The 23078-nt window shown below is 63.8% G+C and carries 20 protein-coding genes and 1 tRNA gene; 3 read left to right on the forward strand and 18 right to left on the reverse strand.

The features are described from left to right. Positions 1–5: 5 nt before the first annotated feature. The 11 genes from FO013_RS01475 to FO013_RS01525 all read right to left on the reverse strand — a co-directional run bounded on the left by FO013_RS01475 (position 6) and on the right by FO013_RS01525 (position 12413). Positions 6–350, reverse strand: a complete 345-nt coding sequence (locus tag FO013_RS01475; RefSeq protein ID WP_143920732.1) for a carboxymuconolactone decarboxylase family protein — start codon at positions 348–350, stop codon at positions 6–8. Positions 351–464: 114 nt separating this feature from the next. Continuing rightward, positions 465–2204: a serine hydrolase domain-containing protein gene (locus FO013_RS01480; RefSeq protein ID WP_143920734.1), complete on the reverse strand. Its 1740-nt coding sequence runs from the start codon at positions 2202–2204 to the stop codon at positions 465–467. Positions 2205–2543: 339 nt separating this feature from the next. Continuing rightward, entirely contained in the window at positions 2544–3830 is a 1287-nt protein-coding gene (gene chrA / locus FO013_RS01485) for a chromate efflux transporter (RefSeq protein ID WP_143920736.1), read from the reverse strand. A 135-nt stretch (positions 3831–3965) separates the two neighbouring features. Beyond that, entirely contained in the window at positions 3966–4586 is a 621-nt protein-coding gene (locus FO013_RS01490; RefSeq protein ID WP_143920738.1) for a response regulator, read from the reverse strand. After that, positions 4583–5845, reverse strand: a complete 1263-nt coding sequence (locus FO013_RS01495; protein WP_260847908.1) for a sensor histidine kinase — start codon at positions 5843–5845, stop codon at positions 4583–4585. The genes FO013_RS01490 and FO013_RS01495 overlap by 4 nt, the downstream gene beginning before the upstream one ends. A gap of 218 nt (positions 5846–6063) precedes the next feature. Beyond that, positions 6064–8334: an MMPL family transporter gene (locus FO013_RS01500; RefSeq protein ID WP_143920740.1), complete on the reverse strand. Its 2271-nt coding sequence runs from the start codon at positions 8332–8334 to the stop codon at positions 6064–6066. A 122-nt stretch (positions 8335–8456) separates the two neighbouring features. Further along, positions 8457–9023: an isochorismatase family protein gene (locus tag FO013_RS01505; protein ID WP_143920742.1), complete on the reverse strand. Its 567-nt coding sequence runs from the start codon at positions 9021–9023 to the stop codon at positions 8457–8459. A gap of 52 nt (positions 9024–9075) precedes the next feature. Beyond that, entirely contained in the window at positions 9076–9762 is a 687-nt protein-coding gene (locus FO013_RS01510) for a GrpB family protein (RefSeq protein WP_143920744.1), read from the reverse strand. Between the two features lie 53 nt (positions 9763–9815). Continuing rightward, positions 9816–10583, reverse strand: a complete 768-nt coding sequence (locus FO013_RS01515) for a siderophore-interacting protein (RefSeq protein WP_143920746.1) — start codon at positions 10581–10583, stop codon at positions 9816–9818. 93 nt (positions 10584–10676) lie between these two features. Then, positions 10677–11153, reverse strand: coding sequence for a DoxX family protein (locus FO013_RS01520; RefSeq protein ID WP_143920748.1), 477 nt, complete (start codon positions 11151–11153; stop codon positions 10677–10679). A 54-nt stretch (positions 11154–11207) separates the two neighbouring features. Beyond that, positions 11208–12413, reverse strand: coding sequence for a CPBP family intramembrane glutamic endopeptidase (locus tag FO013_RS01525; protein ID WP_260847909.1), 1206 nt, complete (start codon positions 12411–12413; stop codon positions 11208–11210). A gap of 284 nt (positions 12414–12697) precedes the next feature. Here FO013_RS01525 and argG point away from each other — a divergent pair, with 284 nt between their 5' ends. Both argG and FO013_RS01535 read left to right on the forward strand, forming a co-directional pair. After that, positions 12698–14119, forward strand: coding sequence for an argininosuccinate synthase (gene argG, locus FO013_RS01530; RefSeq protein ID WP_143920750.1), 1422 nt, complete (start codon positions 12698–12700; stop codon positions 14117–14119). 359 nt (positions 14120–14478) lie between these two features. Next, complete coding sequence (locus FO013_RS01535) at positions 14479–15285, forward strand: DNA alkylation repair protein (RefSeq protein WP_143920752.1); 807 nt, start codon at positions 14479–14481, stop codon at positions 15283–15285. Here FO013_RS01535 and FO013_RS01540 read toward each other — a convergent pair. The 4 genes from FO013_RS01540 to FO013_RS01555 all read right to left on the reverse strand — a co-directional run bounded on the left by FO013_RS01540 (position 15248) and on the right by FO013_RS01555 (position 17126). After that, entirely contained in the window at positions 15248–16051 is an 804-nt protein-coding gene (locus tag FO013_RS01540; protein WP_143920754.1) for an alpha/beta fold hydrolase, read from the reverse strand. The genes FO013_RS01535 and FO013_RS01540 overlap by 38 nt on opposite strands. Positions 16052–16193: 142 nt before the next feature. Next, positions 16194–16266: transfer RNA gene (locus tag FO013_RS01545), tRNA-Arg, on the reverse strand. Between the two features lie 165 nt (positions 16267–16431). Beyond that, complete coding sequence (locus FO013_RS01550; RefSeq protein WP_143920756.1) at positions 16432–16818, reverse strand: cytochrome d ubiquinol oxidase subunit II; 387 nt, start codon at positions 16816–16818, stop codon at positions 16432–16434. A 107-nt stretch (positions 16819–16925) separates the two neighbouring features. Further along, positions 16926–17126, reverse strand: coding sequence for a hypothetical protein (locus tag FO013_RS01555; protein WP_143920759.1), 201 nt, complete (start codon positions 17124–17126; stop codon positions 16926–16928). 138 nt (positions 17127–17264) lie between these two features. Here FO013_RS01555 and FO013_RS01560 point away from each other — a divergent pair, with 138 nt between their 5' ends. Then, entirely contained in the window at positions 17265–19097 is a 1833-nt protein-coding gene (locus tag FO013_RS01560) for a phosphoenolpyruvate carboxykinase (GTP) (RefSeq protein ID WP_143920761.1), read from the forward strand. Between the two features lie 457 nt (positions 19098–19554). On the opposite strand, the gene FO013_RS01565 is transcribed toward FO013_RS01560, so the two are convergent. From FO013_RS01565 to FO013_RS01575, 3 genes are all read right to left on the reverse strand, one after another. After that, the gene (locus FO013_RS01565) at positions 19555–19788 is read right to left on the reverse strand and encodes a hypothetical protein (RefSeq protein ID WP_143920763.1); all 234 of its coding nucleotides are present in this window, start codon (positions 19786–19788) and stop codon (positions 19555–19557) included. Continuing rightward, complete coding sequence (locus FO013_RS01570) at positions 19785–21266, reverse strand: inorganic phosphate transporter (protein ID WP_143920764.1); 1482 nt, start codon at positions 21264–21266, stop codon at positions 19785–19787. The genes FO013_RS01565 and FO013_RS01570 overlap by 4 nt, the downstream gene beginning before the upstream one ends. 226 nt (positions 21267–21492) lie before the next feature. Further along, complete coding sequence (locus FO013_RS01575; protein WP_143920766.1) at positions 21493–22938, reverse strand: aspartate aminotransferase family protein; 1446 nt, start codon at positions 22936–22938, stop codon at positions 21493–21495. Between the last annotated feature and the right edge of the window lie 140 nt (positions 22939–23078).

The raw sequence follows: 23078 nt of genomic DNA on the forward strand, positions 1-23078 counted from the left end.
TCGATTCAGCTGTGGTCGTGGACTCCGGTGAGCTTGAAGCCGAGGCGGCCGTGGGCGAATGCGCCGCCGGCCCGAATCGCCGAGGCAGTCCATGCTGTCTCTGCCAACTCGGTCTCCGTAGCACCGGCCTTGACCGCCGCGTTCGAGTGCGCATCGATGCAATATGTGCACTGGGTGGTCAGTCCGACGGCATAGGCGATGAGCTCGCGGTACTTCAGCGGGATCTCACGCCCGTCCTCGGCGAATACGGCATTGTTGAAATCTCCGAAGGCCTTGAGGATGTCCGGGGTGGTCTCCTTGTAGGCCTTGTCGTACTTTCCGTCGCCTTCGCGATCGAAGAAATCAGTCATGGTGCGCTACCTCCTGGGATCGAAATCGTTCCAATTCGTCACGCTACAGCCACGAGGCAGTGGGATGCATCCGTTTTCGTCATACACGGGCGGGCAGCGGCGTTCGAACGCGAGTCAGACGATGCCGGGCTGAGGCACGAACGGCTGTGGTGCGATGCTTGCGGCAGCGGCGGGTGCGGCCACGTTCGGAATCAGGGTGCCTGCTGCGGCAGCGCGGGGAACCGCGGCGTGCACAGGCGCAGCGTGCACAGGCGCAGCGTTCGCAGATGAAGCGTTCGGAGCTGGGACACCTGGTGCGGGCGCTCCTGCCACGGCAGTGCTCGGTGCTGGTGCCGAAGTGCTCGGTGCCGGGGCCGAAGCGCTCGGAGCTGAGGTTTCGGGAGCGGCACTGCCGAGATCACTCGAGGGTTCGACTGCGGATGCCACCGGCGATGCAGCCGCGGATCCGGTCTTCGGAGGAACAGCCTCGGCGATGGCCTCGAACATGGCCAGGGTGCCGTGCTGATGGGCCAGGCTCACCGGCTGAGGGTCACTGGAGAGCTTGACGCCCACAGTCTGGGTGGCGCGGTCGATGTAGAGCATCTGGCCGTGGATGCCGATGCCGATGACCACGTCGCGGCTGGCCGAGGGCACCCAGAACTGGCTGCGGTACATTCCGCCCGGGTAGGACTGGCCCGACGGGGAGTCGGCGAATACCTGGGCGGAATCGGCTGCCCCGGTGAAGATGTCGTCGATCCACTGGCCCGAGAGGACACGTTCTCCCTCGGCCGTGGTTCCACCGCGGGCGATCATCTCACCGAATCTGGTCAGGTCGCGCAGGGTGGTGCTGATGGCGCCGTCCGCGATGGACCCGCCCCACCGGTCCTGGCAGACCTGGGCCGCGTGGGCCGCACCGATCTTCGACCATACGTATTCGCTGGCGATGACGGAGAAGGGCTGCCCGACGACGGCTTCGCAGATCCAGGCCAGAACGTCGGTCTCGCAGCTGCGGTAGACGTAGGCACCGCCGTGCTCGCGTTCGCTGGTCAGGCCCTTGAGGAAGTCCTTGATTCCGTTCGCCGAGGTGGCTGTCCGCGGCGCGAAGTCGACCGCCTCGAACAGGTCCCGGATCTCGGATCCTTCCTTGAGGTATTCCTCGGAGAACTTGATGCCCGATCGCATGTCGAGGAGGTCGCGGATGGTTGCCCCGACATATCCGCTCTCGGACAGTGCGGGCACGCGGGTGGTGACCAGGTCGTCTGGGGACAGAAGGCCCGCGTCAGTGAGTGCGCCGACGACCGCGGAAACGATGGACTTGCTGATCGAGAACAGCATATGCTGGCGCGCAGGCTTCATCGGCCAGGCGTATTCCTCTTCCAGCGCGATGCCGTCGCGGGAGACCATCCAGGCGTCGGTGAATGTGTTGGCCAGAACGTCGCCGACGGTCGACCAACTCTCGTCAGCACCGGACCACTTCTCGCGGTCGATGGGCAGGGGACGAAAATCGTTCTCTTCGGTCACAAGCTCGCGGACCGGGCCGATCCCGCGCGGGATACCCCCGGTCGGGAATATCTCCTCCATGCGCGTCAGAGCGAAGGCGAAGTACTTCGGCCACTTCCAGGAGTCGAGATCGATGCGTTCGAGGATCGCCTCAGATGGATCGACGATGGCGTCTTCGCTCGCCGATGTGAGTTCGCCGGCGCGCGGCAGCGCCGGCTCGATTGGGGGCTCTGACGGAGGTTCGGTTGAGGCTGCGCTGTCGCCGGCCTGCTGCGTCTGCGGACTGATGCCTTTGGTATTTCCCGAAAGTGCTCCGAAGCGGCGTACGCCAGATTCGTCAAGGGAACCGGGCAGTGTCTTGTCCCCATCTGCCATCGCTCGCCTCCACCGGTCTCGACCAGCATGGACTGCCGATCTGCATGGAAGAGCCTACCTGGAGGAGAAGAACCATCACAGTTGAGTCCGGGCTCCAGGCCACAATTCGAGCTTCAACGCGTGAATCGACAGGCCTGCTACCAGGTGCGACATCGCAAACGGCTACTTATCGGTTATTCAACTTACAGTCGGACGCAATCGGCACGTTCTTGATTATTCGCGTCTACCGAGCTTCGACACACCGCCGTCGTGTCGAGACCCCGGTGCACGCACAGGGGTGGCGACGCTCCAGGTGTGTTTCGGCGAATGCCAACCCGACGTCAGCACCGAGGTTGGGAGTCAGAGGAACGCGAACCCGATCAGTCCGGCGGCGATGACGGCGGCCCATGCCGGCAGCTTCCACTTCACCTGAGCGATGAAGACGGCGACCGCCAGCGCCAGGGTGGCAGGCGAAGTGACGCCCTGAGTGAACACCGGGTCATAGAGGGCGGCCGCCAGGATGCCCACCACGGCCGCGTTGACTCCCAGCAGTGCCCGCCGCACAGAAGGTGCACGACGCAGGCGCTCCCAGAAGGGCAGGGCGGCGATGACCAACAGCGCTGCCGGCAGGAAGATCGCCACCAAGGCGATTCCGGCACCGATCAGTCCCGTCGGCCCCGTTGTCGTAGAGGCCCCGAGGAACGCCGCGAATGTGAACAGCGGACCCGGCACCGCCTGCGCGGCGCCGTATCCGGCGAGAAATGAATCGTGCCCCACGAGACCGGTCGCGACAGTTTCCGTCTCGAGCAGAGGCAGCACGACGTGACCGCCGCCGAAGACCAGAGCACCGGCGCGGTAGAAGACGTCGACCAAGCGCAGACTCGAGTCTCCGGTCACTGCAGTCAGGATCGGCAGTGCCACCAGCAGCAGCGCGAAGGCAGTCAGAGCGACGGCACCGACCCTGCGGGAGATGCGTACGCCGAAGTCGTATCGCGCCCCGAAATCCTGACGCACGTCATCTCCGCCGGACCGCGCACCCGCATCCGGCCCCTGACCGCCGGTGACCGCAGCGGCTTCTCGGCCCAGCCAAGCGAGTCCGATGACGGCGCCCAGCACGATTGCCGCAACCTGAACGAAGGGGTTCGGGACCAGCAGGATGATGATCATAGCGGCGCCTGCGATGGTGGCGCGTTTGGCATCTGGGGTGAGGTTCTTCGCCATTCCCAGCACCGCTTGAGCCACTACGGCGACCGCAGCCGCCTTCAACCCGTACAGCCACCCCATGTTCGCGTCATCGCCCAGTGAGGCGATGCCGAAGGCGAAGGCGACCAGCACAATTGCCGAGGGCATGGTGAAGGCGAACCAGGCAGCGAGCAGACCGCCGATGCCTGCTCGCTGCAGTCCGATCGCCATGCCCACCTGGCTGGAGGCGGGACCGGGAAGGAACTGGCACAGCGCCACAAGGTCCGCGTAGGTACCGTCGGAGAGCCATTTCCGGCGCTCAACGAAGGTCTCCCGGAAGAATCCCAGGTGTGCGACTGGTCCGCCGAACGAGGTCACCCCGAGGCGCAGGAATGCCCAGAATACTTCCCCGATCGTGCCGGGATGCCTGCGCTCCTGCTGCACGTCTGTCATCGATTCGCCCATTCTCACTATTCTGGCCTCGGCGCCTCATGCGAACCAACAATCCGCCGATGAGTATCGGTGAACTTCAGGACAACTTTTGAGCCCAGCCTCCTGGAGTCCGATTCCGCCTGGAGTCCGATTCCGCGCCGGCAGCTGCTACACCAGCCCCTGGTCCTCGGCGACACGGATGGCGCGGGAACGAGAGTCCACGCCGAGCTTCGTGAACACGTTGACCAGGTGGCTCTTCACGGTCGCTTCGGTGACGAAGAGCTCCTGTGCGATCTGAGCGTTTGAGGCACCGGTGGCCAGCAGCTTCACCACGTCGCGTTCCCTTCTGGTCAGCTTCGGCCCTGGATTTCGCATCGCGGCGATGACCTTCGATGAGATCTCGGGCGGCAGATAGGTCTCCCCGCGTGAGGCCTTCTCGATTGCAGTCGAGATGTCCTCGGGGTTGATGTCCTTGAGCAGATAACCGGCAGCTCCGGCGTTGAGGGCGGCGACGATCTCCGAATCGTTGTCGAAGGTCGTGAGGATGAGGACCGCAGGCTTCTGCTCCATGGCGTTGAGCCGCTTCGTCACCTCGATGCCGTCGATGCCATCGCCCAGTCGCAGATCGCACATCACCACATCGGGTGCGAGCTCATCGACTATGGCCAGCGCTTCCTCGCCGCTGCTGGCCTCGCCGACGACAGCGATATGGTCGGGGGCGTCGATGACGGACCGCAGGCCGGCCCGCACCACAGGATGGTCGTCGACGAGAATCACTCGAATGCTCATGCGCTGTCCCCTTGCGTGCGTTGTCCATCGGCGTCATCGGCCTCGCCGAGGTGGTCCTGTCGTGACGTGAGAGTCGGGTTGTTGGGCAGCGTGGCTGAGATTGCGAAGCCTGAACCGGGCGTCGTTTCGATGACGAGTTCGCCTCCCAGCTCGCGCATCCGTGAGCCGATGAAATCAAGTCCGAAACCGGATTCCGATTCGCGCTTTCGCGCCTCCGGGTCGGCCATGCCGACACCGTCGTCGACGATGTCCATGCGGATCGATCCGTCCAAGTCCATGAGGCTGACCACGACCCTCGAGGCTTGAGAGTGCTGTCTGACGTTGGCGAGCGCGGACTGCGCGGTCCTCAGCAGTGCAACCTCCACCTCGGCGGGCAGAGAGGGCACGGTCTCGTCGACCTCGACGCGACCCCGGATGGACGTGTCCTCCTCCAGGCGGGTGAGCAGGCGTCGGAGGGCCGCGGTCAGCGCTCCGTCCTCGAGCTCGGCCGGGGCGAGGGCGGCGATGATCCGGCGCACGTCGCGCGAACTCTGAGCGGCGAGGTCCTCGACTTGGCGCAGAACCTGTTGTGCGTGCTCATCGGTGGTCCTGTCCACCTCGGCGTGGGCGATGAGACGGATCGAGGAGATCTCCTGTGCGATCGTGTCATGGATGTCGCGGGACACGCGGGTGCGTTCCTGGATCTCACCGGCATGGCGCTGAGTCAAGGCCAGTTCGTCCTGCAGGTCCAGCAGATTCTGGTGAGCCAGCTCCAAGGACTGCAGCAGCTCTTCGCGCCTGCGCCCCTCCCGCAGAAGTTCGATGTAGCCACGGGAGAGTCCGAGCGCGAAGACCGCGCCGATGAGCGACCCGATGATGCTCGCGGTGCCGACCGCACCGTAATGGGCCAGGGGTGCCACGACCGTCGCGATGTAGGTCAGCGCGGTGAAGACAACGGCTATGCGCAACGAGAACAGGTGACCGGCGAGCAGCCAGAGGACGAAGGCGATCCAGATGAATTCGGCGGAGACCAGTAAGGTGCACAGCCACGCACCGGCGAGGACCAGCAGCCACCATTTGGCCAGAACGATTGCACCGCTGCGAGCGGCCCGGACGGCGCCGAGGGCGTACCAGGCGAGGAACACGATGCTCACGGCGATCGCGGCCAGGGGTACCGCTCCCGCATCGAAGGCGCGGACGCACGAGATCACGGTGAGAGCCAGGGCCATTGCGTGCTGGCCGATCTCCATGGTTCTCTCTGTCCACCCGCGTGTGTCCACGGTGTCACCCCCCTGCAAGTCGTTCTTCGTGCTTGTCGTCAATCCTGCTGTGGTCATTCCTGCCAACTCAATCACATCTGCGGCGAGTGCGTGCTCTTTTCAGCGGTCGACGCTTGCGGCGGCGACGGGGCCCGACCATCGAGTTGTTTCGATGGTCGGGCCCTGCCCGTGTGAGCTGACTGCGTCAGTCGCCTGTGTCAGCTCGCGGCACCTTTGGGTCAGTGCCTGCCGTGGGCTGAGCCTGCTGACTGGAGATCCCCCGTCTCCTCATCACCGGCCGCGGCGGCGTCAGCATCGGCGTACTTGTGCTCCGAGTGTGTGATTGCCCTGTTGGGCCACCACATCCGGTTTCCGGCCAGGCCGAAGATGGCTGGAACGATGACCGTGCGCACAAGCACGGTGTCGACGAGGACGCCGACTCCGACGATGAGTCCCAGCTGGCCCAGAACCATCAGGGGCAGCATGCCCAGGGCTGCGAACACCCCGGCCAGAACGATTCCCGCACTGGTGATCACGCCGCCGGTGTGGCTGACGGCTTCGATCATGCCCTGGCGGGCACCGTGGACGACCGATTCCTTCTTCGCACGGTGAGACAGGAAGATCGAGTAGTCGATGCCCAGCGCCACGAGGAACAGAAAAGCGAGGATCGGAACCTGGGCATCGAGTGCTCCCTGACCGAACATCGTCCGGCTGAGGAATGCGCCGAGGCCGATCGCCGCGGCTGAAGACGCCACGTTGACCACGAGCAGGGTTCCCGCCACGAGCGGGGCACGGAGGATGCCGAGCAGAATGATGAAGCTGATGACCAGGATCATCGGTGCAATCGTCCCGAAGTCCTGAGCGTTGCCGTCGCGGGCATCGAGTTCGGTTGCCGCCGCGCCGCCGACGTGTGCGTTCGCACCGTCGATCGCGTCGACGTCTGACCGGATGTCCGTGATCAGATCGAGGCCCGCAGGGCTGTCGGGTTCGTATTCGCCTGTGACCATGACCTTCGAGATCGAGTCTGCCCCGGTGCTCGTTTCGTCGATGACGCTGGCGCGCACGACACCGTCGATGTCAGCCACGGAGTCAGCTGCCTGATCGGCGTGGGCTGAGTCGGTCACGACCCAGATCGGCTGCGACTCACCGGGAGGAAAGTGCTCGGACAGGACGTCGAGGCCCTGCGCCGATTCGGACTGCACACGGAACTTCTCGGACTGATCCAGTCCCACCGAGGTGCCGATGAGACCCGTGGCCATGACACCGAGAATAATGATTCCGGCGCCGAGGTGGATGCCCGGCTTCTTGACCACGCGAGTCGCGATGGTCCTCCAGATGGAAGGCTTCGCTGCGGACCTGGTCCCGGAGGTGTCGTCAGCAGCTCGCCCATCCGCGGCAGTTTCGGCGGTGGCGCCCTGCACCGTGGGGACGAAAGGCCAGAAGACGCCCTTGCCGCAGATCGCGAGAACCGGAGGCAGGGCGAAGAGCACGGCGGCCGCGGCGATGAGGAGTCCGACTGCGGCGGTGATGCCCAGTCCGCGGGTTCCCGGGATGACGGCGAAGACGAGGCTGAGCAGTGACAGAACCACGGTCAGGTTCGAGGCGAGGATCGTCGATGCGGTGTGGGCCCAGGCGGAGCCAAGTGCCAGACGGTGGTCGCTTTCGCGGCCCAGCTCCTCCCGGTAGCGGGAGATGAACAGGAGCGCATAGTTGGCACCGGCACCGAAGACGAGGACGCTGATGATGCCCGTGTCGAACTGCAGATCGAGTGCATCACCGACTGCTGCGGTCACGGTGGATGCGAGTCCGTCGGCGGTGCCGATGACGATCAGCGGCAGCAGCCACAGGATCGGCGAGCGGTAGGTGATGATGAGCAGGAGTGCGACGATGACGATGGTGACGATGAGGAGCGTGAAGTCCGCGCCGCCGAATGCCGAAGCGATGTCGGCACCGATCGCCGGTCCACCGGTGACCAGGAGGGACATGCCGGAGTCCGTGAGGTCACCTGCCTGAGAGTTCTCGGCGATGAAGTCGCGGAGTCCATCGACGGTATCGGCGGTGTCGGAGTTGGTCAGGCCGACATCGATGGGGACCATGAGGAGCGCAGCCTTGCCGTCATCACTCATGATCGGTCCGCTCGCCTGGGACGCAGCATCACCAAACGAGGAGTCTGTGCTCGATTCGCCGTTCTGGGCGGAGTCGATGTAGTCGCCGAGCGAGGCGCTCAGCTTCCCCAATTCGGACTGGTCGCTGTCGCTGAGGACCGAACCGTCGGTGTGGGAGGCAACGACCATGACCGACTGCTTGTCGGCGTCGGGGAACTTCTGCAGGAGCTGGGCGGCCCGAGAGGATTCGGAGTCGGCCGGAGCTGATTCGTTGGCCCGGTCCTCGCCTGCGCCGGACAGGAGTCCGAAGAGCAGGGTGGCGAGGATGACGACCCCGCCGAGGACGAACCACGAACCGCGCTTCGACACGAGCGTGTGCGCGCTTTTCGCAAGTGTTGTGTTCATGTCTCAAGCTCATCAAGTTTCTGAGCCGGAAACATCGCCTAGGAGTTCAGACTCAACCTGCAACTTTCGATGGAGAAAGCGCAGGATTCTCGACTATGCACCGTGTCACCTGGGCAATTACTTCAGACGATCGTCGCTCCGGCGGCGTCCATCTCGGCCAGGGCCAACGTGGAGGAGTCCTTGCCGACTCCTGCGATGAGCTCCTGGTGAACACGGACGGACCATCCGCCATTGAGGGCGTCGAGGACGGTGGCGCATACGCAATGGTCGGTGGCGATGCCGACGACGTCGACCTCGGTGATGGTGAGCTTCGTCAGCAGATCGCCGAGGTGGTCCCCCTCATCCGTCGTCCCCTGGAAGGCAGAGTAGTCGGGGGTGCCCTGCCCCTTGCGCACATGGTGGGTGATGGCGTCGGTGGTCAGCAGAGGATCGTATTGGGCGCCTCCTGTGCCGGCCACGCAGTGGATCGGCCAGGTGTCGACGAAGTCCGGGTTCGCCGCGAAGTGGCCGCCGTTGTCGCTGTCGGCATCATGCCAGTCGCGGGAGGCTATGATTGCGTCGTAGTCACCGGCATGGGCCCCGAGGTAGCGGGTCACCTCGGTGGCCACGGAGTCGCCGCCGTCCACGCCGAGCGCCCCGCCCTCGGTGAAGTCGTTCTGGATGTCCACGATGAGAAGTGCCTTCGCCATACCTCGAGCATAGGCGCTTCAATGCGATTTTCCAGGGGTGTGGCGCGGTTGCTCAGATCCAGCCCTCTGCACGGAAGATGCTGCGATAGATCTCCCTGATGACGCATTGCTTGCGAGCGTTGTACTCCATGACCGTCTCACCGGCGGAATTCGCCTCAGCGACCGAGCGCAGCTTCACCGCCTGATAGCGATTCCGGTCATCGGGGCTGCCAATCAACCAATCGCGAAACAGGCGCATGCGGGCGACTTCCGGGCACCGTGGTCCGAACACGTGAAGGTTGCACATCGGAGCGACCAGGATTCCTGAATGCGCGTCGAGGTGCTTGAACATTCGGTGCTGGTACCAGGCCGGTTCGCGAATGACGAGTTCGAAACCGATCTGGTTCAGCGATGGTCGGAAGTCGGGCTCTACGCGGGGGTCCGCGACTACGAGAGCGACATCGATGATCGGCTTCGCCGCCAGACCAGGCACCGAGGTGGAGCCGACATGAGCGATGCCGAGGGCTTTGTCCCCGAGCCGGGTGAGGATCTGCTGCGACAGCTGCGAATAGTTCTCAGCCCAAGCAGGATCGTGATCGACGAATTCGATGGGAGCGTGTGGGAGATCGGGCCGTATCCAGAGATCGGGATCATCGACGTCATTGAAGGTCACGATCTCGTTCACCTCAGCGCTGAGCAGATTGGAGCTACGCGGATGGGAGCCGAGCGGATCCACTGGGCCGTCATTGTTCGCTGACATAATCTCCACGCTATCCGCTCCGACGTGGTCACGACAGCCTCGAATAGGAGAGCTCACCCCGTGGGTTTGCCCTCGAACCAGTAGAACTGTGAGAAATGATGGTCCTTCTTCAGCTCCAGATCCTGTTTGATCAACGTACGGACCTGTTTGATGAGACTGCGTTCGCCGGCTGCCCAGACGTAGAGCCCGTCCGGATCGAGGTCGAACGAGCGCACATGCTCAACCAAGGCTGCCCCGAACGGACCCTCGCTGCGGACCCACACCCACCGAGCGTTCGGATGCTCGGCTCGGGGAAGGGTGTTCACTGTGGTCGGCTCGTGGTCGTCTTCGATCGCAACGGTCACTGGCACCTCTGCGGGGATGGTCTGCAGCCAGGAATTCACTGCCGGGAGCGCGGTGAGGTCGCCCGCGAGGAGGATGCGGTCCGTGTCCGAAGGCAGATCGATGCGGGCAGGGGTCAGCGCGGCCTCGATGGTCGTCCCCGGTGTCGCGCTCACCGCCCACCGGCTGGCTGGACCGGTGCCGGCGGGGTTCGCTGCGTCACCGTGGATGACGAAGTCGAGACTGAACGAGCCGGTAGCCACGTCGATATCGACGAACGTGTAACCGCGCTGGCTGACATGTCCCTCACCTTTCTCCGGGTGAGGGAACCACAGCCTGGTCCACAGGGTAGGAAACACCTCGGTGAGCTCAGACAGGAGCTGCGGTCCGGTGAAGTGGATGCGCCGGTAGAAGTCAGTGAAGTCCTCGACCCGAGTCACCGCAATCTCATGGTTGGAGATCCGCATCAGGCGCATCACGCCACGCTGCCAATTGACCATTGCCGTCTTCCCCTCGCTCAGCCATGCATTCAGAACTGAGCTTAGCCTAAGCTAATAAGGAAGATGCTGGCGTGGGACTCGGAGGGTCCTCCCTCAGCCCTGCTTCAGGGCTTTCCTCTGAGCCTTCGCTGCGGCTTTCCGGGCCGCATTCTTAGCTGCCTGCTTGGTCGTTTGGGCACCTGCGACGAGGAGGAGACCACCCAGGGCCGCGACATTCTTCGAGAAGTGGGTCTTGTGTGCAGCGGCATCGGCGCCGTCCATCTCCCAAAATGCGTGACCAGCCAGTGTGGTCGGGATCAGAGATCCGGCGAGTGCAAGAGCGGACAGACGTGGCTTGATGCCCAACGCCATCGTGGTCCCAGCGAAGAGCTGGAGTCCGCCGTTGGCACGGACCAGGAACTCATCGTCGTCGGACAGGACCGGCACGTATTCGCGGATCGCATCGAGCGTCGGTCCGGCAGCCTGGACCCGGCCGCCCGGGTTTGTCAGTGCCGAGTAACCGCCAGTGATGAAGATCGGTGCAGTGAGTACGCGTCCTGCTGTCTGCAGCAACGATGATCCTAGTGCCATGGAATTCTCCTTGAGGTATGGGCTTTTGAGCCTAACGGATGCCTGACCTCGGCCTCAATGCGCTTCGCCACGAGGCGTCGCTGGAGGTACTTGCTCCGCGGGTGCCATCGGCTGCGCAGCGGACGCGGGAGGCACAGCTGGTGCGGTCGGCGCAACGGGCGCGGGTGCCTTCGGCTGTCTGACACCCAGTTCGGGCTGCCTTCTGAACTGGCCCGTGGCGAAGAGAACCGCGATGACGATCGCGGAGACGATCCATCCGGACACGCCCAGGAAGGAGACCAAAGCCATGTCCGGCGTCGAGGCTGAGCCGTCGATGAACAGCCCGAGCAGCATTCCGGCCGAGCCGTTGAGCGCTGCGTGTGCGGCGACGGCTGGCCAGACCGAACCGGTGCGCAGTCGCAGCCACCCGAACAGGACTCCCAGCACGATGCATCCGCCGACCATGAAGGCCACACCGGTGATGTCGGGGCGTGCGAAGTTGTATCCGAGCAGGATCAGCGGTGCGTGCCACAGGCCCCAGATCACCCCGACGATGAGCAGCGCCGGCCAGGTGCCGAGCGGACGCAGGCTCGTCAGCAGCCACCCCCTCCAGCCGACCTCTTCACCGAAGGCGACGATCACGTTGAGCGCCGAGCCAAGCGCCATGATCACCAGATAGCCGATCACAGCCAGGACCACTGGGACCTCGTCCAGGCCCGGCAGCTGCGAGAGCTGCATCTTGAAACCCGAGAGGCCAAGCAAATCGACCTGCATCCATCCGAAGGCTGCTCCCACCAGATAGGCCGCAGCAACGAGTACGAACAACCCGAAGAAGGCGAGTGCGGTCATCCCGAGCACCCGGCCGAAGGGACGCAGAGGCCAGATGCCGAGGTACCTGACGATACTGGCCCGAGGCTCACCGGTGCGACGGCGCTGGACGATCATTGCTACGACCACAGCGATAAGAGGGGTGAACATCATGGCCATCCCCGACACCTGCACGAGCACGGGATCACCCAACCCTTCACCGCTCAACCACAGCGGCAGGCAGACGAGCCAGGCGAGGATCACCGCGACGGCGACGAAGACTGCGAACTCGAGCCACGGCACTGCGGCCGGCACGATCGCCAACGGTCGCCCCTTAGCGTCCACCCCCTCCTCCAGCTGCCTCGCCGAGTTGGCCGCAGGGCCGGTGGCCGCAGGGCCGGTGGCCGCAGAGTCTGTGGCCACGGGGTCTGTGCCCACGCTGGCGTTGTCGTTGTGATCCGTTCCCGTGCTCACGGCTCCTCCTCAGTCCTGCGCCGACGCCTCAGCCCTGATGCTTCAGGTCTCCTGCTTCAGTCCGGCTCCGGTCTCATGTTCCAACCTACGTTGCCGCAGAACCCGACACCTCCGCCGCGTGGATGAAATCGGTCTCGTTCGTGCGGCCGAGCAGTCCGATCTGTCCGCGTTCTCCGACTCGCAACTTCCTCGGGGAGAGCCTGGCACACCACCGTCTCACATAAAAATACATGTCTATGCATAACAATTCGACAGGAGTTGGTCGGGCCGCTAAGCTGGTGCGCATGTCGAAAGTATTGTCTTCGCTCCCAATCGGTGAGCACGTTGGAATCGCCTTCTCCGGCGGACTGGATACGTCCTGCGCGGTCGCATGGATGCGCCACAAGGGCGCCGTTCCCTGCACCTACACGGCCGATATCGGCCAGTACGACGAGCCCGACCTCGACTCCGTGACGGAGCGTGCGAAGGAATACGGCGCAGAGATCGCCCGTTTCGTCGATGCCAAGCGCCTGCTCGTCGAAGAAGGCTTCGTCGCTCTGCAGTGCGGTGCATTCAACGTCCGCTCCGGCGGCAAGACCTACTTCAACACCACTCCCCTGGGCCGCGCGGTCACCGGCACCATGCTCGTGCGCGCCATGAAGGAAGACGGCGTCGACATCTGGGGCGACGGCTCGACCTACAAGGGCAACGACATCGAGCGCTTCTACCGTTACGGCCTCATGGCCAACCCGAAGCTGCGCATCTACAAGCCATGGCTCGACTCGGACTTCGTCGAGGAGCTCGGCGGCCGCCAGGAGATGAGCGAATGGCTCGTCGAGCACGGCTACCCCTACCGTGACTCCGCAGAGAAGGCGTACTCCACCGACGCCAACATCTGGGGCGCGACCCACGAGGCCAAGACTCTTGAATTCCTCGATGCCGGACTCGACATCGTCGAACCGATCATGGGTGTCGCCGCTTGGCGCGATGACGTCGAGGTCGCGACCGAAGAGGTCACCGTCGGCTTCGAGGCGGGTCGCCCCGTGTCGATCAACGACGAGAAATTCGACGATCCCGTCGCCCTGGTCTTCAAGGCCAACGAGGTCGGCGGCCGTCACGGACTCGGCGTCTCCGACCAGATCGAGAACCGCATCATCGAGGCGAAGTCACGGGGCATCTACGAGGCTCCCGGCATGGCGCTGTTCCACATCACCTACGAGCGCCTACTCAACGCCATCCACAACGAAGACACCATCGCGCTCTACCACGAAGAGGGTCGCCGCCTGGGTCGTCGCATGTACGAGGGTCGCTGGCTGGACCCGCAGTCCCTCATGCTGCGCGAATCCATGCAGCGTTGGGTCGCCTCGGCGATCACCGGCGAAGTGACGTTGCGCCTGCGCCGCGGCGACGACTACACAATCGTCAACACCACCGGACCGAACCTCAGCTACCACCCGGAGAAGCTGTCGATGGAGCGCGTGGGCGACGCCGCCTTCGGTCCCGAGGACCGCATTGGCCAGCTGACCATGCGCAACCTCGACATCGCCGATTCGCGTGCCCGCCTCGAGCAGTACGCGGCCATGGGCATCGTCTCGGGCCCGACTTCGGAGCTCGTCGGTTCCCTTGAGGCCGGTGGCGCCGAGGAGATCGCAAACTCCACCGATGATGTCGACGCCGCCAGCGACCGTGCCGGACTGTCCGCCGCCTTCGACGCCGGCACGGACTGATCAGAATCCACCTGACCGGCTGAACCGCTTGCCGGCCGACCGGCTGCCTGACCGACCGCCCGACTGCCTGGCTGGCTGGCCCGCTGGTTGCCTGGCTGGCTGGCCGAGTCATTCTCGAAGCCCCACTCACACAGTGATGTCACTGTGTGAGTGGGCTTCTGTGTTGTGGCAAATCTCTGTGTCGTCACGGACTTATGAGGCGCAACGGACGCCCCCGCGGCGCAGCCCCACCTTCGGACCCTGGCTTTTCGGCGCCGACGCCGCAACAGTTGGTAAGTTCTCCTCGATCCCAGCGCCTGGATCAAACAGAACTTACCAACCGTTGCACCGCTTTCGGCGCGCAGTGGGATGATCGTGCCATGACATCAGCTGCGTCCGGTGTGCGCTTCCTCGCCGAGGTGCTCGACCGTGAACTCCGGTACCGTGGCAGCTCCGAACGCGCCACGAAGGAACGGGCGTACCTCAAGAGCGAGCTCGTCCACTACGGCGTCGGCGTGCCCGCTACTCGGGGAGTGGTCCGCGAGGTGTTGCGCACGAGTGAGTTGAAGCATGACGGAGTGATCGCACTTGCCGAGCAGCTGTGGGACTACGCACGCGACGCAGACGGCATGGAGCAAGCCGCGAGTCGGACCCCAGTCTACGAACTCCGCAGCGCGGCAACGATGGTGCTCATCCACAAGCAGGACCACCTCGGCGCCGATGACATTGACCTCTTCGAACGGCTGCCGCGTCAGGCACACACCTGGGCACTCGTCGATCCGCTCGCCGGTGATGCCATCGGCCCGTTGTCCGAACACGATGCAAAGTTCGATCCCACCCTCGAGCGTTGGGCGGGCGACGAAGATCTCTGGATCCGGCGCTCTGCGCTGCTGGCCCACCTCAGGCCATTGCGTGAGGGTCGCGGTGACTTCGCCCGATTTTCACGGTTCGCCGATGCGATGCTGGAGGAGAAGGAGTTCTTCATCCGCAAGGCTATCGGCTGGGTGCTGCGCGACACCGCCCGCACACGTCCCGACATGGTCTTCGACCGGATGCGGCCGCGTGCACATCGAGCTTCAGGTGTGACGATGCGCGAAGCGGTGAAGCATCTGTCGCCGAAGCAGCGGGATGCGCTGCTCGCAGTTCCCGTCAGAGGGACCCGGCGAATTCGAGCAGGATCTGATTGAAAGCCTCGGGCTTCTCGATGTTGGCCGCATGCCCATCATTGGGGATGACCGTCGATGATCCGATCGGAGCGAGCCCTGCGGTGGCGGCTGCGTGCGATGCTGGCCAGTGTTCACTTTCGGCTCCGGCGACGAAGAGCACGGGCACGTCAGTGCCTTCGATCACCGGACGCCAATCGGCCTTCGCGTGGTCGTTGAGAAGTGCGAGCTCGCCGCGGCTGAGGTGATGATCCACACCTTTCATGGCCTTGAGCAGACGCAGCGTGCGCCCGCCCCGCTTCCAGACGGGGGTGCCGTACCCGGTGGGAGGGATGCCCTCAGCGAAGTAGGCGTCGACGTTGGATTCGTTGTAGCCGTAGTATCCGTGGGGCCAGTCGGTGGTGTTGAGCATCTTCGGGGTCTGATCGACGATGACGATTCCGGCGATGCGATCGGCGCCGAACTGGGTGAGATAGGACCAGATTGTGTTGCCGCCCATGGAGCCGCCCACAAGCAGAACATCTGTGAGTTCCAGAGCCTCGAGAACCTGCGCCACATCCTGACCGCGCCGCTCCATTGTCACGCCTGACTTGGGGTGATCGGCGTTGCCGTGACCGCGCAGATCGACGGAGAACACCTCGTATCCGGCGCTTGTCAACGGTCCGACCTGGTAGCGCCAGCTGGTCGCCGGCGCCTTGAACCCGGACAGCAGCACCACTGGGCGACCAGAGGAGACTCCGGCCCGGGTGTACTCGAGACGGACACCGTCATCGGCAGTGATTGCGGCCATGGTCCAATCCTAGCGCCGAACACTTTCAGGCAGCTCGAGGCCTCAGTCCCAGGTGTTCAATGCATAAAGACGGCGTCACGGTGTGGATCACATCGAAAAAGCCCCTCACCAACATTTCTGCTGGTGAGGGGCTCCTCTACTGTGCGCCACGAGGGATTCGAACCCCCAACCTTCTGATCCGTAGTCAGATGCTCTATCCGTTGAGCTAGTGGCGCATGTTGTTTGGACTCTCGCCCTGCAACTCGATCAACTATACACACCGAATTCACCCAAGCTCAAATTCGACCCGAGTGCGCTTCGCCACATTTGCGGCTTCCGCAGGGAGGGGCTGGGCTCGCTCGATCGGCGATCCACAGCCCCTCCACGCGGCAGTTGGCAGGCTACTGCTGCGCAGCCTCTGGCTTCGCCGAATTCTTCCAGCGCCGGGCTGCAATGAAGGAGCGCACGCCCATGACGACGTAGATGATGAGCAGCACGAAGGTGATGATGCTCGTGATCACAGCCGCAGGTCGCTCGGCCTCACCGGCGATCAGCGCACCGACCTGCATGACGTTCATGCCGGTGCCGAAGATACCCAAGATGGCAACAACCAAAGCGATGTGGATTCCGAGCTTCTGATTCTTCAGTGCGATGAGTCCGCAGATGAGGAGGACGGCGCCCAGAATGGCCGGGATCAGAGCGGTCCAGCTGGCGAATGAGGTTGCGACGTAGGCAATGACGCCGACAACGATGAGGACGATACCAAGTCCGATGGTGGTGCGGGGCATGATGCTCCTTAGATTCTCATTTGAGGTCACAGATGCCCTGTCCCGACAGTTCCGATTCAGAGCATGATCGAAGGCGTCAGTGATGACGACAACTGCCCTCTATTCTACTATTCGTAGAATTTAAGTCCATCTCGCAGGCAGCCTGCCTGCAGGTAGCGCCGGAAGACCCGGAAGATCACCTGCGAAAGCTTCGACCGGACGGTGAGAGCCACCTCGGCGAGGGCCCCGAAGGCGCTGGTTCCATGAACAATCACGTTTTGCAACAAACAATCACCGAAATGCAAAGACACATCATTGAATTGACGCATCCACGTCTTCCGCAATGCCGTTGTGATCCAATGCACATCTTCCAGTGACTCAAAACCAGGATTTTCCGGCCCGTGCGAGTCCTACGGTGGAGATGTACCAGCCGCCAGGCGGAACCCCGATTGACCAGGAGACCACTCATGACTGTCCTCGACCATGACGTCGTCGCTGACCAGCTGAAGAACGCACCGACCGATAACGAGTCGGTGCTTTCGTTCGTCAGCAGGGTCGCCACCCTCACCACCCCCGACGATATCGTCTGGGTCGATGGTTCAGATGAGCAGAAGGCCACCATCGCCGACCAGCTCGTCGAAGCCGGCACGATCGTTCGCCTGACCGGCACCAAGGACTCATTCTATGCGGCCTCCGACCCCGAGGACGTCGCCCGCGTGGAAGGCCGCACCTACATCTGCTCCGCCGAGGAGAAAGACGCAGGCGCGCTCAACAACTGGATGGCGCCAGCCGAGATGAAAGAGACTCTCGAACCTCTCTTCACCGGTTCGATGCGGGGACGCACCATGTACGTCATCCCCTTCGTCATGGGACACGCAGAGGCCGACCAACCGATGTTCGGCATCGAGGTCACCGACTCCCCTTACGTCGTTCTCTCCATGCTCGTCATGGCTCGCTCGGGCAAGAATGCTCTCGACGCGATCGTGGCCAACGGCGGCACATTCGTCGAATGCGTGCACTCTGTCGGCGCTCCGCTCGAACCCGGGCAGGAAGATGTCGCCTGGCCCTGCAACCCCACCAAGTACATCACCCACTTCCCGGAAGACCGCTCCATCTGGTCCTTCGGCTCCGGCTACGGCGGCAACGCACTGCTGGGTAAGAAGTGCTACGCGCTACGCATCGCTTCGTCGATCGCCCGCGATGAGGGCTGGCTGGCCGAGCACATGCTCATCCTCAAGCTCACAAGCCCGGAGGGCGAGGTCAAGTACATCGCCGCTGCGTTCCCCTCGGCCTGCGGCAAGACCAACCTCGCCATGATCGAGCCCACGATTGCCGGCTGGAAGGCTGAGACTCTGGGCGACGACATCGCCTGGATGCGCTTCGGCGACGACGGCCAGCTCTACGCCGTCAACCCCGAGTTCGGCCTCTTCGGCGTCGCGCCGGGCACCGGTTACACCACCAACCCGACCGCGATGCGCGCCATCGAAGCAGGCGGCAACATCTTCACCAACGTCGCACTGACCGACGACGGTGACGTGTGGTGGGAAGGCAAGACCGACGAGAAGCCAGCGCACCTCACCGACTGGCGCGGCAATGACTGGACCCCGGATTCGGAGACTCCAGCCGCTCACCCGAACTCGCGTTTCTGCACCCCGATCGCCAACGTCCCGACCCTGGCTCCCGAGTGGACGAATCCGAACGGCGTGCCGATCTCGGCCATCCTCTTCGGCGGTCGCCGTAAGACCACGATGCCGCTGGTGACCGAGACCAAGAGCTGGAACCACGGAGTGTTCATGGGATCGGTGCTCTCCTCTGAGACCACCGCAGCAGCCACCGGCGCCGTCGGCGTCGTTCGCCGCGACCCCATGGCCATGCGTCCCTTCATCGGCTACAACGTCGGTGACTACCTGCAGCACTGGCTCGACATCGGCAACACCGAGGGTGCCCAGCTGCCGAAGATCTTCTACGTCAACTGGTTCCGCCGCGATGACGACAACTCGTTCCTGTGGCCAGGCTTCTCCGAGAACTCGCGTGTTCTCAAGTGGGTCTTCGAACGCGTCACCGGCACCGCCGACGCAGCCGAATCCCCGCTGGGCCTGACCCCCGTTGAGGGCGGCCTGGACACCGAGGGCCTCGACTTCACCGACGAGCAGCTGCGCAAGGCTCTGGCGATCAAGCCCGAGGAATGGGAAACCGAGCTCGGACTCATCGAGGAATGGTACGAGCAGCTCGGCGATTCGGTTCCAGCCGAACTCCGCGCCGAGGTCGACAACCTGCGCGACCGCCTGGGTCTCGCCTGAGTCTCGCCCGAGTCACTGAGACTCTATTGAGCGACAGAGAATCCCCCAAACCACCGACGAGGTGGTTGGGGGATTTTCGTATGCCGGGACGCAGCGTCCGCGGTGTTCGGAGCCTGCGGTGTTCGGAGCCTGCGGTGCTTGGCGCGCGCAGTGCAGCGAGGTGGCTTCAGTGGCGCCAGCGGGGGCCCGTGACGGTTGCCGAATCACATCACGTGCCGGGAGCACCAATACGCCCTGCAGCAACTGTAGGACAAGATGCTCCGGGGAGGACGTGCTTTGCTTACGGTTGTGAATACCAAGGACCGTAGTGGATACGACTACCGATGGTGGGTCCCGCAGGCGGTGCGGCAGGCGGTCCCGCAGGCGGTGCGGCAGGCGGTGCGGCAGGCGGTACCGCAGGCGGTGCGGCGGTGGTGGGTGCCGCAGGCGGTGCGGCAGCGGCGGTCAGAGGACGCGCTCAGGCGCCGTGGAGCGCAGGAACGATCAGGTAGACGCCGACGAGCACAACGATGCTGCAGACACCGAACACTGCCCAGTAGCCGATCCTGAGCAGGGGCTTGCTCTGGCCTTCGGCAGCCAGGTCGACGTGCACTGCCCGCATCCGCACAGCGGTGGAGAAGAGTGTGATGACGACGATCGCTGACACCCAGGTCGCAACCGCAACGATGAGGAATGAGCTCCACTCGATCATTTCGAATCTCCCTTGTCTGCGCGTGCCTCATCGGCTCGTGTCTTATCCGCATCAGTCTTCGCCGCTGAGGTGTGCACGGCGTTGGGATCCGAGCCGGCATTCACCTCGGAACCGGAACCGGTTCCGGAGCTGGGGTTCGCGTCGGGGTCAGCGCCCGCGTCGGAGTCTGTATCGGCAGCGGCGCTGATGTTCGCATCCGCAGCTGCCTCGGCAGCTGGACCGGCACCGGACTTCGCATCCGCTTTGTCAGAGAGTCGCTGGTCGCGGGCAGCGATGCGATCAGCACGCTTCATTTCGGCACGCTTGCGGTTTCGGTCCTTCCGCAGCTTGCGCTTGCGGCCGCGGATTCCCACCGCCTCGCCGACGGTGTCGAAGTTCGAGATCTCCGGATCCGCAGCCTTGCGCGAGCTGAGGAAGATCCAGAGGACTGCGACGACCGCGATGACGGTGTCGATGATGACGCCGATGGTGCCCAGATGCGCGATGGCTGCAGCGATACCACCGACGATTCCGGCCGCTGGGATGGTCAGCAGCCAGCCCGATGCGATCCGACCTGCAGTCGACCACTTCACGTCCGCGCCCTTACGGCCCAGGCCGGAGCCGACTACCGAACCGGACGCCACCTGCGTCGTCGACAGGGCAAAGCCCAGGTGCGACGAGGCGAGAATTGCGGCGGCAGTCGAGGTCTCGGCAGCCAGCCCCTGAGCAGGCTTGACCGTGGTGAGCTTCGTGCCGAGGGTGTCGATTATTCGCCAGCCGCCGACATACGTTCCCAGGGCAATCGCCAGTGCGCAGGCGGTGATCACCCAGAGGTGAGGACCGGTTCCGTGATCCTGCAGGTTCGCGGAAACGAGGACGAGGGTGATGACGCCCATGGTCTTCTGCGCATCGTTGGTGCCATGTGCCAGAGCCACGAGAGAGGAGCTGAAGATCTGCCCGTATTTGAACGGAGCCCGGTGAGCGGTCTTCCCTTCGCCGTTGCGTCGCGTGATGGAATAGGCCAGGCGCGTGCACAGATACGCACCGACGCCGGCGATGATCGGAGCGGCGATGGCAGGCAGGACCACCTTGGACACGAAGACGCCGAAGTCGACGGAGTTGAGCCCGGCACCGATGATCGCGGCACCGATCAGTCCGCCGAACAGCGCGTGTGACGACGACGACGGCAGGCCGAAGCGCCACGTCGCCATGTTCCAGATGATCGCACCGATGAGGCCGGCAAGGATGAAGTCCGGAGTGATCTGGACTCCCCCACCACCTTCTCTGATGATGCCCCCGGAGATGGTCTTCGCCACCTCGGTGGACAGAAAGGCACCGACAAGGTTGAGCAACGCTGCCAGGGTGACCGCTGCCTTGGGCTTGATCGCTCCTGTGGCGATCGGAGTCGCCATGGCATTGGCCGTGTCGTGAAAGCCATTGGTGAAGTCAAAGAACAGTGCCAGCACGATGACCAACACGACGACGAAGATGATTTCCACTAAGCGACCTTGAACGTAGACACAATTCGGACCGTGGATGATTTTGCTGGCGGGCAGCGTCCTCAATCGAAAAAAGTCTACCGCCTATTTCACCGAATCTTCACCCACTGTTCGGTGTATCTACACTCGCGACACTCTGCGTTCATCTCTGAGCTGGCCGAACACCTCACCACCAGTCCCGGAATGTATCGACGTTCACAATCGACCCGGTGAGTAGGCGCGATGGTCAGCAGACGAATCCGTCGGCGATGGTCAGCGCTTCGTCAAGGACCTCGAGACCGAAGCGCACGTCCTCGTCGGGCGTGTTCAGAGGCGGGACGACATGGATTCGGTTGAAGTTGGCGAAGGGAAGCACTCCCCCGGCTTTCATCGCACCGATGACCTGGTTCATCTCCGGCGAGCTGCCGCCGTACGCGGCCAATGGCTCCTTCGTCGTCCGATCCTTGACGAGCTCAACGGCCCAGAAGCAGCCCATGCCGCGGACTTCGCCGATCGAAGGATGCCGCTGCGCCATCTCGCGCAGAGCCGGACCGATGATGTCCCGACCGAGGCGGTCGGCATTCTCGACCATTCCCTCCTCGTCCATCGCATTCATCGTGGCGACCGCAGCCGCACATGCCAGCGGATGACCCGAATAGGTCAGACCGCCGGGATAGACACAGTCGCGGAAGGTCTCGAAGATCGCGTCGGAGATCGCGACTCCGCCCAGTGGCACATAGCCCGAGTTCACGCCCTTGGCGAAGGTGATGAGATCCGGGGTGACGTCCCAGTGATCGACGGCGAACCAGCGACCGGTCCTGCCGAAGCCGGCCATCACCTCATCGGCGATGTAGACGATGCCGTAGCGGGCTGTCAGCTCTCGCACACCCTCGAGGTATCCGGCCGGAGGCCCGTAGATCCCGGCGGTGCCCGGCACGGTCTCGAGGATGAGCGCGGCTATGTTGCTCGGGCCCTCGAGCGTGATCATGTCCTCAAGGTGCTGCAGCGCTCGCTGCGTCTCTTCCGCCTCGGTGGTGGAGCCGAAGTAGGAACGGTACTGGTAGGCAGGCATGAAGTGGACGATGCCCTCGGCCGAGTAGTCATTGGCGAAACGGCGCGGGTCACCCGTGACGTTGACGGCCAGCTGGGTGCCGCCGTGGTAGCTGCGATAGGCGGAGAGCACCTTGGTCCTGCCGGTGTGCAGCCGCGCCATGCGGATCGCGTGCTCGTTCGCATCGGCACCACCATTGGTGAAGAACACGTGGTCGAGATCGCCGGGGGTCCGCTCGGTGATGAGCCGGGCAGCCTCCGAGCGGGCATCGTTGACGTGCTGGGGAGCAATCGTGCAGAGCTTCGCCGCCTGCTCCTGAATCGCCGACACGACCTTCGGGTGCTGGTGCCCGATGTTCGTGTTCACCAGCTGCGAGGACATATCGAGCAGCTTCCGCCCGTCGCCGTCGAAGACATAGGGGCCCGCCGCGTCGACGATCGTCATCGGCTCGAATGGCCTCTGGGCCTGCCAGGAGTGGAAGACGTGCGCACGGTCGAGCTCGTAGGCGCGTTGACCTGCTTGCAGCTGTTCGGCACTGAACGCCCGCTCGCTGTGGACAAGCTCCGCATTGCTCTCCGAGCCTTCAGTCCTGGAGTCGCTGACCTCACGATCGAGCTCTTCGTTCGCATTGATCACAGTCATGATGCGCCGTCCTTTCGCGTTTCATTCCATATCGCCGAGGTGGGTCGGACCGCCGAGGTGATCCTGATCTTTCAATGGTGAGTCAGCCGCATCCGAATCGCCATGGACGACCTGTCAACATATATCCATGCAGCCTTACA

The organism is Brevibacterium aurantiacum (genome assembly GCF_007558825.1).
Taxonomy (GTDB): Bacteria; Actinomycetota; Actinomycetes; order Actinomycetales; family Brevibacteriaceae; genus Brevibacterium; species Brevibacterium aurantiacum_A.